The following is a 13,165-nucleotide window of genomic DNA, read 5'->3' on the forward strand; positions in this document are numbered from 1 at the left end:
TGTCCAAAATCATTAGGCCAGTTCAGCTTGCCCGCGAAGGCGTCGGGACAGACTCAAACAAAAACGGCACCTTTCGGTGCCGTTAACGTTTACGGTTTAGCTGTTATTTACGCGCATCCGCCCACGATTTCAGCAGTTCGTTGTAGCTCACGGTCTCGCCTTTCGGTTTCTCGTTTTCCAGTTTAGGTTTCGGCGCGCCCGGCTGGTCGAACCAGTACTGGGCATCGCGCTCGGGATTCATTTTCGGTGCGCAGGTGGCTTGTGCCTTCGAACGCTCCAGACGGGACATGATCGCGTCCTGATCCTTGGCCAGACCGTCCAGTGCCTGTTGCGGGGTTTTGTCGCCGCTGGCGGCTTCGGCGATGTGGCTCCACCACAACTGCGCGAGGCGAGGATAGTCCGGCACGTTGGTCCCGGTCGGTGTCCATTGCACGCGGGCCGGGCTGCGGTAGAACTCCACCAGGCCACCGAGCTTCGGCGCCAGGTCGGTCATCGCTTGCGAGTTGATGTCCGACTCGCGGATGGGCGTCAGGCCGACGATGGTTTTCTTCAGCGACACGGTTTTCGAGGTCACGAACTGCGCGTAGAGCCAGGCCGCCAGTTTTTGCTTTTCAGGCGTGGACTTCATGAAGGTCCAGGAACCCACGTCCTGATACCCCAGTTTCATCCCCTCCTCCCAGTACGGCCCTCGCGGCGACGGCGCCATCCGCCATTTCGGCGTGCCATCGGCGTTCATCACTGCCAGACCTGGCTTGGTCATGTCGGCGGTGAACGCGGTGTACCAGAAGATCTGCTGGGCGATGCTGCCCTGGGACGGCACCGGGCCGGATTCGGAGAAGGTCATGCCTGCCGCTTCCGGTGGTGCGTACTTCTTCAGCCAGTCGACGTATTTGGTGGTGGCAAACACCGCCGCCGGGCCGTTAGTGTCGCCGCCACGCGTCACACTGGAACCGACCGGATGGCAATCCTCGACACGAATGCCCCATTCATCCACCGGCAAGCCGTTGGGAATGCCTTTGTCGCCGCCACCGGCCATGGAGAACCAGGCATCGGTGAAGCGCCAGCCCAGGGACGGGTCTTTCTTGCCATAGTCCATGTGCCCGTAGACGCGTTTGCCGTCGATTTCCTTGACGTCTTCGCTGAAGAATTTGGCGATGTCTTCATAGGCCGACCAGTTCACCGGTACGCCCAACTCGTAGCCGTACTTTTCCTTGAACTTGGCCTTGAGGTCCGCGCGCTCGAACCAGTCGGCGCGGAACCAGTACAGGTTGGCGAACTGCTGGTCGGGCAATTGATAGATCTTGCCATCCGGTGCAGTGGTGAACGAGATGCCGATGAAATCCTTGATATCGAGGGTCGGCGAGGTGAAGTCCTTGCCTTCATTGGCCATCAGGTCGGTGATCGACTCCGTCTTGCCGTAGCGGAAATGTGTACCGATCAGGTCCGAGTCGTTGACCCAGCCGTCATAGATGCTCTTGTCCGATTGCATCACAGTCTGCAGCTTTTCCACGACGTCGCCTTCTTGCAGCAGGTCGTGGGTGACTTTGATCCCGGTGATCTCGGTAAAGGCCTTGGCCAGTACCTTGGACTCGTACTCGTGGGTGGCGATAGTTTCCGAGACGACTTTGATGTCCATCCCGCGAAACGGCTCGGCGGCCTTGATAAACCACTTCAGCTCCGCCAACTGCTGATCGGCCGTCAGGGTGGACGGCTTGAACTCGCTGCCAATCCATTTCTTCGCGGCGTCTTCATAGGCATCGGCCCAGGCCGAAGCGCTCAAACCGCTGAGTGCCAGCATGGCTGCCAATGAAATGCTATGTCGCAGCTTATTGTTTTTGTCGAACATAGAGACCTCCTTATTGAGTTTCGGAGCAACATTGCCGAGCGATTCGACTAGCCCCAACGCATCACAGCCAACAGCCACACCAGGGACAACGCGAAGGCCACCCAGATGCTCCAGTCGGTGACGCCGATTACCAGCAAATGCAGGTAGGCGCTGCCGAGAAGACCGATAAACAACCGATCGCCACGGGTGGTGGCAATCGGTAGAACACCTCGCCGAAGCACGCTCGGCGAACGCAATTCCCAGGTGGTCATGCCCAGCAGGATCAAGGCAATAACGCCAAAGAAAGCCGCCGTGGGGACCGTCCAACTCATCCATTCCATCATCAGCTCCTCATACCCGGCCCAGGGCAAAGCCCTTGGCCACGTGGTTGCGAACAAACCAGATCACCAGCATGCCCGGCAGGATGGTCAACACCCCCGCCGCCGCCAGTACCCCCCAATCGATACCGGATGCCGAGACTGTGCGGGTCATCACCGCTGCGATCGGTTTGGCGTTGACCGAAGTGAGGGTTCGCGCCAGCAGCAGTTCGACCCAGGAAAACATGAAGCAGAAGAACGCCGTGACGCCGATGCCGGAGCCGATCAGCGGGATGAAAATCTTCACGAAGAACTTGGGAAAACTGTAGCCATCGATGTAGGCGGTTTCGTCGATTTCCTTGGGCACGCCGGACATGAAGCCTTCGAGAATCCACACCGCCAGCGGCACGTTGAACAGGCAGTGAGCCAGGGCCACGGCGATGTGGGTGTCGAACAACCCGATCGAGGAATACAGCTGGAAGAACGGCAACAGGAACACCGCCGGTGGCGCCATGCGGTTGGTCAGCAGCCAGAAGAACAGGTGCTTGTCGCCGAGGAAGCGATAACGCGAAAACGCATAAGCCGCTGGCAGCGCCACGCTCAGGGAAATCACCGTGTTCAGGCTCACGTAGTACAGCGAGTTGAGGTAACCGGTGTACCAGCTCGGGTCGGTGAAGATCACCTTGTAGTTGTGGAAAGTGAAATCCTGGGGAAACAGCGTCAGGCCACCGAGGATTTCGTTGTTGCTCTTGAAGGACATGTTCAGCAGCCAGTAGATCGGCACCAGCAGGAACAGGATGTAGAGCAGCAGTGGAACCAGCTTTCTCTTGCTCATGGCGGGCCTCAGCGGTTGGCGTCGGAGTGAGTCATGGCGGTGTAGAACAGCCAGGACACCAACAGGATGATCAGGAAGTACACCAGCGAAAATGCCGCTGCCGGCCCCAGGTCGAATTGCCCTACGGCCATCTGGGTCAGGGTCTGACTGAGGAACGTCGTGGCATTGCCCGGACCGCCGCCTGTCAGCACGAAGGGCTCGGTGTAGATCATGAAGCTGTCCATGAAGCGCAGCATCACAGCGATCAGCAGCACACTCTTGAGCTTGGGCAACTGGATATGCCGGAACACCGCCCAGGCCGAGGCACGGTCGATCCGCGCCGCCTGGTAATACACATCCGGAATCGCCCGCAACCCGGAGAAGCACAACAGCGCCACCAGCGACGTCCAGTGCCAGACGTCCATCACCAGCACGGTGACCCAGGCGTCCATGGTGTTCGCCGCGTAGTTGTAGCTGATGCCCATGGCGTTGAGGCTAGAACCGAGCAGGCCGATGTCGGCGCGGCCGAAGATCTGCCAGATGGTGCCGACCACGTTCCACGGGATCAGTAGCGGGATCGCCAGTACGATCAACACCACCGAAGACCAGCGGCCCTTGGTCGGCATGGTCAGGGCGATGGCGATGCCCAGAGGGATTTCGATCAGCAGCACACAGGCGGAATAGATGAACTGGCGCAGCAACGAGTCATGCAAGCGAGGGTCGAGCAGCACCTGCTTGTACCAGTCGGCGCCGACGAAATAGCGGCTGGACTGGTCGAAAATGTCCTGCACCGAATAGTTGACCACGGTCATCATCGGGATCACCGCACTGAACGCCACCAGCAGGAACACCGGTAGCACCAGCCACCAGGCCTTGTTGTTCTGCACCTTGTTCATGGCAGCACCTCCAGCAAGTAATCATCGGCGTAGACCATCAGCCACTGCCCCGGGAAACTGATGTACGCCGTGCCGTCGGGCACCGGTTTGTCCTCGGCCAGGCGTACTTTCAGCAGCACGCCGTCGAGGTTCAGGGTCATGATTTTGTAGGTGCCCAGGTCCTCGACGTGTACGACTTTTGCCTGCAACGCGTCATCAAAGGCCTCCTCCCACACATGGACGAACTCCGGACGGATGCCGACCTTCAGGCTTTTCCATTCGCTGTCGGCGATGCGTTTCTGCATCGCGTCGGACAACGGCAAGTGAGTCCCGGCAAAACCCACACCGCCGGCCTGAGGCTGCACCTCGATCAGGTTCATCCCCGGACTGCCAATGAAGTAGCCGACAAAGGTGTGGCTCGGCCGCTCGAACAACTCCCTGGGTGTGCCGAACTGCACGATCTGTCCGCCGTACATCACCGCGATCTTGTCGGCGAAGGTCGAAGCCTCGAGCTGATCGTGGGTGACGTAGACCATGGTGATATTGAACTGTTCGTGAATCTGCTTGAGCTTGCGCCGCAGCTTCCACTTCAAATGCGGATCGATCACTGTCAACGGCTCATCGAACAGGATCGCCGACACGTCATCGCGCACCAGCCCACGGCCCATGGAGACTTTCTGTTTTTCGTCGGCGGTGAGGTTGCGCGCCTTTTTGCTCAGCAGGCTCTGCAGGTCGAGGACTTCGGCGATTTCCTGCACCTTGGTATGAACTCTTGCCTCGGCCATGCCCTGGTTGCGCAGCGGGAAGGCCAGGTTGTCGAACACCGTCATGGTGTCGTAGACCACCGGAAACTGGAAAACCTGGGCGATGTTGCGCTTCTCCGGGGTCAGGTCATTGACCGCTTTGCCGTCGAACAGTACATGCCCCTGGGACGGGCTGAGCAGCCCGGAAATGATGTTGAGCAAGGTTGATTTGCCACAGCCCGATGGACCGAGCAACGCGTAGGCGCCGCCTTGCTCCCAGATGTGGTCCATCTCGCGGATCGCGTAGTCCTCGGGGCCTGCCGGGGTCCTGGTGTAGCTGTGGGCGAGATTCTGCAAACGGATTTCGGCCATCAGGCAACCCTCGCGATACGCCGGCCCGGCGCCTGGACCAGCCGTCCCTGCGTATCGAACACAAACAGTTTATGGGTCGGGATGTAGATACGGATCGGCGCGTCGACGTCGTACTCGTGAACACCCGGCAAGTGCAGCACCAGCAGGAAATGCTCGTTGCGCACGTGAAGAAAGGTTTCCGAGCCGCTGATTTCCGCGACTTCGACAGTCACCGCCAGCTCGAGATCATCATCGTTGCTCGGCACCAGCGAGATATGGCTGGGCCGTACGCCGAAGCGGAACTCGCCCTCGCCCACCGGGCGCAAATCGACGTTCAGCGGAAAGTGCACGAAGTTGGCGAAACTCACTTCGTTGCCGGCAATGCGACCCGGCATCAGGTTGATCGGCGGCTCGGAGAACAGCTCGGCCGCCAGCACGGTTTGCGGCTGGTGATAGACCGAAGAAGACCGGCCGCTCTGGATCACCCGGCCTTCATGAAGAATGGTCGTGGTGCCGCCCAGGGCCAGGGCTTCGTTGGGTTCGGTGGTGGCGTAGATGGCAATGGTGTGGTGCGCCTTGAACAACTCGCGCATTTCCTGGCGCAGCTCTTCACGCAACTTGTAGTCGAGGTTGACCAGCGGTTCGTCGAACAGGATCAGCTCGGCATCCTTGACCAGCGCCCGGGCCATGGCCGTGCGTTGTTGCTGACCGCCGGAAAGCTCCAGCGGATAGCGCTTGAGAAACTTTTCGATGCGCAGCATCTTCGCGGTTTCCAGCACCTTGTTCTGGATCAGATCATTGGATACACCGGCCTGGCGCAGCGGCGAGGCGATGTTGTCGAACACCGTCATGGTCGGGTAATTGATGAACTGCTGATAAACCATCGACACATTGCGCAAGCGCACCGGCCGTTGGGTAACGTCGACGCCGTTCATCAGGATGCGGCCGCTGTCGGGCTTGTCCAGACCGGCCATGAGGCGCATCAGGCTGGTTTTGCCGGACAAGGTGCGACCCAGCAAAACGTTGAAGGAACCGGGTTCAAAACTCAGGTTGGCATCGTCGATCCAGATCTGGCCCTCGACGGTGCGGCTGACGTGCTCCAGGGTGAGTGACATGGCTCGGCCTTTTTATTTTTGGAATCAAGCGACCGGAGCTGTAAAGCGACATTTGTGCCAGAAATTGCAAACGATTGATTCAGTTTGAAATTCCTGAGAATGACTACAGAGTCACGTTCGTTGCTGAACACAAATGAACAACCGGAAATGAACAACTGAACAGTTCACCCATTGACAGTGAACAATAGTGAACAACACTCTACGGACTGTTCACGGCCCTTGTAGGAGCGAGCTTGCTCGCGATGGACGTTAACGTTGACGAGGGCAGCCTGAGTAAACGCGGCGCTCTCACGTGCATCGCGAGCAAGCTCGCTCCTACCGGGATCGGCACTACCCCATAACAACAATAAAAGCCTGTTCAGAGATCGACTGCCATGGCCGCACCCGCATTGCCGCTGTCCCACGACGCCATCATCCAGGATTCCTGGTCCCGTTGCCGCGCGTTCGGCCTCAGTCATCAGAGCACGCCGGCATTCGATCAGCTGCCGGCCGCGGGCATCGCGCAATTGCTGGAGAGCCAGCATTCGCTGGTGCAAACCACCCATCAGGAAGTGCTGCCCTACTACGAGAACATCCTGAGCAATTCCAATTGCCTGATCATGCTCGCCGACCATCGGGGCCAGGTGCTCACGTCATGGGGCACCCAGCGCTTTATCGAACCCAAACTGGCCCGGGGGTTCAGCGCCGGAGCCAGCTGGATGGAACGTTGCACCGGCACCAACGCCATCGGCACCGCCCTGGCCTGCGAGCAAGCGGTGCACATCGAGCACGACGAACATTTCCTCAAGGCCAACCGCTTCATGACCGGTTCCGCCGCGCCGATTTTCGATGCCGAGCGCAAGGTGATCGCGGTACTGGACGTTTCCAGTGACAGTTACCTCCCGCCATCCCACACCTTGGGCATGGTCAAGATGATGAGCCAGACCGTGGAAAACCGGCTGATCCTCAATCTGTTCCATGGTCAGCATTTCCAACTCACGTTCAACACCGGGCTGAACAACCTCGACAGCCAATGGGCCGGCCTGCTGATATTCGATGAGAGCGGTCAGGTGCTGTCGGCCAATCGGCGGGCCGACAATCTGCTGGGCATCAGCCTGTCGCGGGTCAGTGTCGATAGCCTGTTCAAGGTCTCGCTGCTGGAATTGCTCAATCAGCCCGAAGGCCTGCCCTTCGCCCTGCAAACCTCCGGGCGCAACCGCTTCCAGTGCCTGTTGAAGCGGCCGAAACAGGCATCAATTCAACCCCGAGTGTTCACCGAGCCGGTTGTAGCTACACCCGCGGCCATCAGCCTCAACTCCCTGCATTTCGGCGACAGTCGCGTGGAAAAAGCCGTGCGCCAGGCCGAGCGATTGTTGGAAAAAGACATTCCACTGCTGATCCACGGTGAAACCGGGGTCGGCAAGGAAGTGTTCGTCAAAGCCCTGCATCAGGCCAGTTCGCGCAGCAAACAAGCGTTCATCGCCGTCAACTGTGCAGCGATTCCCGCCGAACTGGTGGAGTCTGAGTTATTCGGTTATGAAAAAGGCGCGTTCACCGGCGCCAACCAGAAAGGCAGCATCGGGCTGATCCGCAAGGCGGACAAAGGCACGCTGTTCCTCGATGAAATCGGCGACATGCCACTGCCAACACAGGCTCGACTGTTGCGGGTGTTGCAGGAGCGTTGCGTTCAGCCAGTGGGCAGCAGCGAGTTGTTCCCTGTGGACCTGCGCATCATTTCAGCGACCAATCGCTCGCTACGGGAACAAGTACAACTGGGGCGGTTTCGTGAAGACCTGTATTACCGCATCGGCGGCCTGACCCTGGAACTGCCACCGTTAAGAGAACGCAGCGATAAAGAGGCGCTGTTCAAACGCTTGTGGGAGCAGCACCGCGAACCGGCGCAATGGGCCGGTTTGAGCCAGGAAGTGATGGCGTTGTTCGGCCGCCACCCGTGGCCGGGCAACTTGCGCCAGGTCAGCAGCGTGATTCAGGTGGCCCTGGCCATGGCCGAGGAACAGCCGGTGCGACCCGAGCATTTGCCGGATGATTTTTTTGTCGATCTGGAGATGGAGCCGGTGGAGACCCCGGAACCATTGGCCGTTGACCTCAACGATGTCGAGGACTTGAACCGGCAGTTGCAGGCGGTCGGGGGGAATATTTCGTACCTGGCGCGGCGGTTGGGGGTTAGTCGCAATACCCTGTACAAGCGGTTGCGTCAGGCTGAATGACAAGTTGGCCGAATGGTCCTCTTCGCGAGCAAGCCCGCTCCCACTTTGAATTTGCGTCGTACTCAAACTCAAACACACCAAAGATCAACTGTGGGAGCGGGCTTGCCCGCGAAGGCGTCAGTCCTGTCGCCAAAGAACGAACAGCCAACCCCGAAAAACAAAAACCCGCACAAGGCGGGTTTTGTTTTTTAGCCAATACAGCCGCTGTCAGTCAGCCAGACGCCAGGTCGTACCGCCCTTGCCGTCTTCCAGCACCACGCCCATGGCGGTGAGCTGGTCGCGGATGCGGTCGGATTCGGCCCAGTCCTTACCGGCACGTGCCGCCAGGCGCGCTGCAATCAGCGCCTCGACTTCAGCTGCATCCACGCGCCCTTCGGCACCGGCCTGCAGGAAGTCATCGGCTTCGAGCTGCAACACACCCAGCACGCTGGCCAGTTCTTTCAGACGCGCCGCCAGACCGGCCGCTGCATCGAGATCGCTCTCGCGCAGACGGTTGATCTCGCGGACCATCTCGAACAGCACCGCACAGGCTTCCGGCGTGCCGAAGTCGTCGTTCATCACCTGGGTGAAACGCTCGACGAAGGCTTCGCCGCCCGCCGGCGCCACGTTCGGCAGGCCTTTCAACGCGTGGTAGAAACGCTCCAGTGCGCCTTTGGCGTCCTTGAGGTTGTCTTCCGAGTAGTTGATGGCGCTGCGGTAGTGGCTCGACACCAGCAAGTAACGCACGACTTCCGGGTGGTACTTGTCGAGCACGTCGCGAATGGTGAAGAAGTTGTTCAAGGACTTGGACATCTTCTCGCCATTGATACGGATCATGCCGCAATGCATCCACGCGTTGGCGTAGGTCTTGCCGGTGGCCGCTTCGCTCTGGGCGATTTCGTTTTCGTGGTGCGGGAACTCAAGATCGCTGCCGCCGCCATGAATGTCGAAAGTCTCACCGAGGCAGCAGGTCGACATCACCGAGCATTCGATGTGCCAGCCCGGACGCCCGGCGCCCCACGGCGATTCCCAACTCGGTTCGCCCGGCTTGGCGGCTTTCCACAGCACGAAGTCCAGCGGGTCCTGCTTGGACTCGTCGACTTCGATGCGCGCGCCGATGCGCAGGTCTTCGATCTTCTTGCGCGACAGCTTGCCGTAGCCCATGAACTTGCCGACGCGGTAGTACACGTCGCCATTGCCCGGGGCGTAGGCATAACCCTTGTCGATCAGGGTCTGGATCATCGCGTGCATGCCCGGAATGTGATCCGTGGCGCGCGGTTCCATGTCCGGTTTCTTGATGTTCAGGCGCGCTTCGTCTTCGTGCATCGCCGCGATCATGCGCTCGGTCAAGGCTTCGAACGACTCGCCGTTCTCGTTGGCCCGATTGATGATCTTGTCGTCAATGTCGGTGATGTTGCGCACATAAGTCAGGTCGTAGCCGCTGAAGCGCAACCAGCGGGTCACCAGGTCGAACGCAACCATGCTGCGGCCGTGGCCCAGGTGGCAGTAGTCGTACACGGTCATGCCGCACACGTACATGCGCACATTGTTGCCATCGAGCGGCTTGAAGACTTCTTTGCTCTTGGTGAGCGTGTTGTAGATCGTCAGCACTTTAATTTCCTTGACGCTGAATCACTGGCCCCACGAATCGCGCAGGGTCACGGTACGGTTGAATACCGGCTGACCTGGTTTCGAGTCCTTCAAATCGGCAACGAAGTAACCTTCGCGCTCGAACTGGAAACGGTCTTCCGGCTGTGCATTGCCAAGCGAAGGCTCAGCACGACAACCAGTGAGTACCTGCAGCGAGTCAGGGTTGATGTTGTCCAGGAAACTGGCGCTGTCTTCGGCCTTCTCCGGGTTCGGAGAACGGAACAGACGATCGTACAGGCGCACTTCGCACTCGACGCTGGCAGCGGCCGGCACCCAGTGGATCACGCCTTTGACCTTGCGGCCTTCCGGGTTCTTGCCCAGGGTGTCCGGATCGTAGGAGCAGCGCAGTTCGACGATGTTGCCATCGGCGTCCTTGATCGCTTCGTCGGCACGGATCACGTAGCTGCCGCGCAGACGCACTTCACCGGCCGGCTCCAGGCGCTTGTAGCCCTTCGGCGGCTCTTCCATGAAGTCTTCACGGTCGATATAGATTTCACGGGCGAACGGCAAAGCGCGCACGCCCATGTCTTCCTTCGGATGACGCGGCAGTTCGAGGTTTTCGACCTGGCCTTCCGGGTAGTTGGTGATCACGACTTTCAGCGGACGCAGCACGCACATGGCACGCGGGGCGCTCTGGTCGAGGTCGTCACGGATGCTGAACTCGAGCATGCCGAAGTCCACCACGCCGTCGGAACGGTTGGTGCCGATCATTTCGCAGAAGTTGCGGATCGATTTCGGCGTGTAGCCACGGCGGCGGAAACCCGACAGCGTGGACATGCGCGGGTCGTCCCAGCCGTTGACGTGCTTCTCATCGACCAGCTGCTTGAGCTTGCGCTTGCTGGTGATGGTGTAGTTCAGGTTCAGGCGGCTGAACTCGTACTGGCGCGGGTTGGCCGGCACCGGCAGGTTGTCGAGGAACCACTCGTACAGCGGGCGGTGGCTTTCGAACTCCAGGGTGCAGATTGAATGGGTGATGCCTTCGATGGCGTCCGACTGACCGTGGGTGAAATCGTAGTTCGGGTAGATGCACCACTTGTCGCCGGTCTGGTGGTGGTGAGCGTGACGGATGCGATACATGATCGGATCGCGCAGGTTCATGTTCGGCGAGGCCATGTCGATCTTGGCCCGCAGCACCCGTGCGCCGTCCTTGAACTCGCCGGCTTTCATGCGCGCGAACAGGTCCAGGTTCTCTTCTACGCTGCGGTCGCGGAACGGGCTGTTCTTGCCCGGTTCGGTCAAGGTGCCACGGTATTCCTTGGCCTGCTCGGGGGTCAGGTCATCGACGTAGGCCTTGCCGGACTTGATCAGTTCAACGGCCCAGTCGTGCAACTGGTCGAAATATTGCGAGGCGTAGCGCACTTCACCGGACCATTCGAAGCCCAGCCATTTGACGTCGCTTTCGATCGCGTCGATGTATTCCTGGTCTTCCTTGGCCGGGTTGGTGTCGTCAAAACGCAGGTGCGTGACGCCGCCGAACTCCTGGGCCAGGCCGAAGTTCACGCAGATCGACTTGGCGTGACCGATGTGCAGGTAGCCGTTGGGTTCAGGCGGGAAACGGGTGACGATCTGCGTGTGCTTGCCCGAGTCCAGGTCTGCCTGGATGATCGGCCGCAGGAAGTTGACCGGCACGGCAGGGCCGGTCTTGGCATTCGAGGTAGGGTCGACAGTGGGCTTGCTCATAGGATCCTTGAACGTACAAGTGCGTGGCCGTAATGAAGGCCGGACAAAACAAAGCCGCTATCATAGCCGATGCCGTCAAGTACCTGACAGAGCGCACCCTGTAAACCGTCGTATTTAATAGGCCGCAAATGAAAAAACAGCCTCGAAATTCGCGTCTGGCACGCTAAACTGCGCACCTTGGCCGAGACAGGCTGAACCGGTTGCGGGATGGAATGTCCCAAAACCACGAATTCCTTAAGTGAGTAACGATCATGACCCAAGTCAAACTGACTACCAACTTCGGCGACATCGTCCTCGAACTGAACGCCGACAAAGCCCCGATCACCGTGGCCAACTTCGTTGAGTACGTTAAAGCCGGTCACTACGAAAACACTGTTTTCCACCGTGTCATCGGTAACTTCATGATCCAGGGCGGCGGTTTCGAGCCAGGCATGAAAGAAAAGAAAGACAAGCGTCCAAGCATCCAGAACGAAGCTGACAACGGTCTTTCCAACGACAAGTACACCGTCGCCATGGCCCGCACCATGGAGCCGCATTCGGCTTCCGCACAGTTCTTCATCAACGTGGCGGACAACAGCTTCCTGAACCACAGCGGCAAGAACGTACAAGGCTGGGGCTACGCGGTATTCGGTAAAGTGACCGCTGGCACCGACGTTGTCGACAAGATCAAAGGCGTGGCCACCACTTCCAAGGCCGGCCACCAGGACGTACCGGCAGACGACGTGATCATCGAGAAAGCCGAGATCATTGAGTGATATTGCTGATTTCAGACTTGCATCTGGAAGAGGAGCGCCCGGACATCACCCGGGCGTTTCTGGATTTGCTCGCCGGACGCGCCCGCTCGGCGAGTGCGTTGTACATTCTGGGCGACTTCTTCGAGGTGTGGATTGGCGACGACGCCATGACGCCCTTCCAGCGTTCCATCTGCCAGGCCCTGCGCGATCTCAGTGACAGCGGCACGGCCATTTTCCTGATGCACGGCAATCGCGACTTCATGCTCGGCCAGGCCTTTTGCAAACAGGCCGGCTGCACCTTGCTTAAAGACCCGAGTGTCGTGCAACTCAACGGCGAGCCGGTGCTGCTGATGCACGGCGACAGCCTGTGCACCCGCGACGAAGGCTATATGAAGCTGCGCCGCTACCTGCGCAACCCGATCACCCTGTTCATCCTGCGCAACCTGCCCTTGCGCACCCGGCACAAGCTGGCACGCAAACTGCGCAGTGAAAGCCGTGCCCAGGTGCGGATGAAGGCCAATGAAATAGTCGACGTCACGCCCGAAGAGATTCCGCGGATCATGCAGGAGTACGGCGTGAAGACCTTGATTCACGGGCATACCCATCGTCCCGCGATTCACAAGTTGCAGCTTGGCGAGCAAGCAGCCCGGCGCATTGTGCTGGGGGACTGGGATCGTCAAGGGTGGGCATTGCAGGTCGACGAACAAGGGTTTGCGCTGGCGCCGTTTGATTTCACTCCGCCACCGCAACTCGCCGCACCCGCGAACTGAAGGCTGTAGGAGACCCCTGTGGGAGCGAGCTTACTCGCGATAGCGGATTAACATTCAACATCTCTGTTGACTGATCCACCGCCATCGCGAGCAAGCTCGCTCCCA

11 protein-coding genes are annotated in these 13,165 nt (G+C 59.4%); 3 read left to right on the forward strand and 8 right to left on the reverse strand.

Going from position 1 to position 13,165, the window contains the following annotated elements:
• Nucleotides 1–103 precede the first annotated feature (103 nt).
• Genes PMI29_RS08310 through PMI29_RS08285 form a run of 6 tightly spaced genes read right to left on the reverse strand, consistent with a single transcriptional unit; the run spans nt 104 to nt 6,040 of the window.
• The gene (locus tag PMI29_RS08310; RefSeq protein WP_008001172.1) at nt 104–1,846 is read right to left on the reverse strand and encodes an ABC transporter substrate-binding protein; all 1,743 of its coding nucleotides are present in this window, start codon (nt 1,844–1,846) and stop codon (nt 104–106) included.
• Between the two features lie 47 nt (nt 1,847–1,893).
• The gene (locus PMI29_RS08305; protein WP_007981251.1) at nt 1,894–2,166 is read right to left on the reverse strand and encodes a DUF2160 domain-containing protein; all 273 of its coding nucleotides are present in this window, start codon (nt 2,164–2,166) and stop codon (nt 1,894–1,896) included.
• 10 nt (nt 2,167–2,176) lie between these two features.
• Nucleotides 2,177–2,977 carry a carbohydrate ABC transporter permease gene (locus tag PMI29_RS08300; RefSeq protein WP_007981249.1) on the reverse strand — a complete coding sequence of 267 codons (801 nt, stop codon included), beginning with the start codon at nt 2,975–2,977 and terminating at the stop codon, nt 2,177–2,179.
• A gap of 8 nt (nt 2,978–2,985) precedes the next feature.
• Entirely contained in the window at nt 2,986–3,852 is an 867-nt protein-coding gene (locus PMI29_RS08295; RefSeq protein ID WP_007981247.1) for a carbohydrate ABC transporter permease, read from the reverse strand.
• A complete protein-coding gene (locus PMI29_RS08290) occupies nt 3,849–4,946 on the reverse strand; it encodes an ABC transporter ATP-binding protein (protein WP_008001175.1) in 1,098 nt (365 codons plus the stop codon). The genes PMI29_RS08295 and PMI29_RS08290 overlap by 4 nt, the downstream gene beginning before the upstream one ends.
• Nucleotides 4,946–6,040, reverse strand: a complete 1,095-nt coding sequence (locus PMI29_RS08285; protein WP_008001177.1) for an ABC transporter ATP-binding protein — start codon at nt 6,038–6,040, stop codon at nt 4,946–4,948. Before PMI29_RS08285 ends, PMI29_RS08290 begins: the two co-directional genes overlap by 1 nt.
• Nucleotides 6,041–6,414: 374 nt before the next feature.
• On the opposite strand from PMI29_RS08285, the gene PMI29_RS08280 reads away from it, so the two are divergent.
• Entirely contained in the window at nt 6,415–8,247 is a 1,833-nt protein-coding gene (locus tag PMI29_RS08280; protein WP_008001179.1) for a sigma-54-dependent Fis family transcriptional regulator, read from the forward strand.
• A 207-nt stretch (nt 8,248–8,454) separates the two neighbouring features.
• On the opposite strand, the gene cysS is transcribed toward PMI29_RS08280, so the two are convergent.
• Nucleotides 8,455–9,837, reverse strand: coding sequence for a cysteine--tRNA ligase (gene cysS / locus PMI29_RS08275; RefSeq protein WP_008001180.1), 1,383 nt, complete (start codon nt 9,835–9,837; stop codon nt 8,455–8,457).
• 21 nt (nt 9,838–9,858) lie between these two features.
• Nucleotides 9,859–11,556 (reverse strand): glutamine--tRNA ligase/YqeY domain fusion protein, encoded by a 1,698-nt coding sequence (locus PMI29_RS08270; protein ID WP_008001182.1) that lies wholly within the window; start codon nt 11,554–11,556, stop codon nt 9,859–9,861.
• Nucleotides 11,557–11,807: 251 nt separating this feature from the next.
• Here PMI29_RS08270 and PMI29_RS08265 point away from each other — a divergent pair, with 251 nt between their 5' ends.
• Together PMI29_RS08265 and lpxH are read left to right on the forward strand one after the other, a co-directional pair.
• On the forward strand, nt 11,808–12,311 hold the full coding sequence (locus PMI29_RS08265) for a peptidylprolyl isomerase (protein ID WP_008001184.1): 504 nt from the start codon (nt 11,808–11,810) through the stop codon (nt 12,309–12,311).
• Nucleotides 12,308–13,060 (forward strand): UDP-2,3-diacylglucosamine diphosphatase, encoded by a 753-nt coding sequence (lpxH, locus tag PMI29_RS08260; protein ID WP_008001186.1) that lies wholly within the window; start codon nt 12,308–12,310, stop codon nt 13,058–13,060. Before PMI29_RS08265 ends, lpxH begins: the two co-directional genes overlap by 4 nt.
• The last annotated feature ends 105 nt before the right edge of the window (nt 13,061–13,165 follow it).

The organism is Pseudomonas sp. GM49 (assembly GCF_000282355.1).
Classification (GTDB): Bacteria; Pseudomonadota; Gammaproteobacteria; order Pseudomonadales; family Pseudomonadaceae; genus Aquipseudomonas.

Excerpts from the sequence above, each read along its gene's own strand:
- PMI29_RS08310 (WP_008001172.1), bottom strand. The coding sequence starts at position 1,846 with ATGTTCGACAAAAACAATAAGCTGCGACATAGCATTTCATTGGCAGCC.
- PMI29_RS08305 (WP_007981251.1), bottom strand. The coding sequence starts at position 2,166 with ATGGAATGGATGAGTTGGACGGTCCCCACGGCGGCTTTCTTTGGCGTT.
- PMI29_RS08300 (WP_007981249.1), bottom strand. The coding sequence starts at position 2,977 with ATGAGCAAGAGAAAGCTGGTTCCACTGCTGCTCTACATCCTGTTCCTG.
- PMI29_RS08295 (WP_007981247.1), bottom strand. The coding sequence starts at position 3,852 with ATGAACAAGGTGCAGAACAACAAGGCCTGGTGGCTGGTGCTACCGGTG.
- PMI29_RS08290 (WP_008001175.1), bottom strand. The coding sequence starts at position 4,946 with ATGGCCGAAATCCGTTTGCAGAATCTCGCCCACAGCTACACCAGGACC.
- PMI29_RS08285 (WP_008001177.1), bottom strand. The coding sequence starts at position 6,040 with ATGTCACTCACCCTGGAGCACGTCAGCCGCACCGTCGAGGGCCAGATC.
- PMI29_RS08280 (WP_008001179.1), top strand. The coding sequence starts at position 6,415 with ATGGCCGCACCCGCATTGCCGCTGTCCCACGACGCCATCATCCAGGAT.
- PMI29_RS08270 (WP_008001182.1), bottom strand. The coding sequence starts at position 11,556 with ATGAGCAAGCCCACTGTCGACCCTACCTCGAATGCCAAGACCGGCCCT.
- PMI29_RS08265 (WP_008001184.1), top strand. The coding sequence starts at position 11,808 with ATGACCCAAGTCAAACTGACTACCAACTTCGGCGACATCGTCCTCGAA.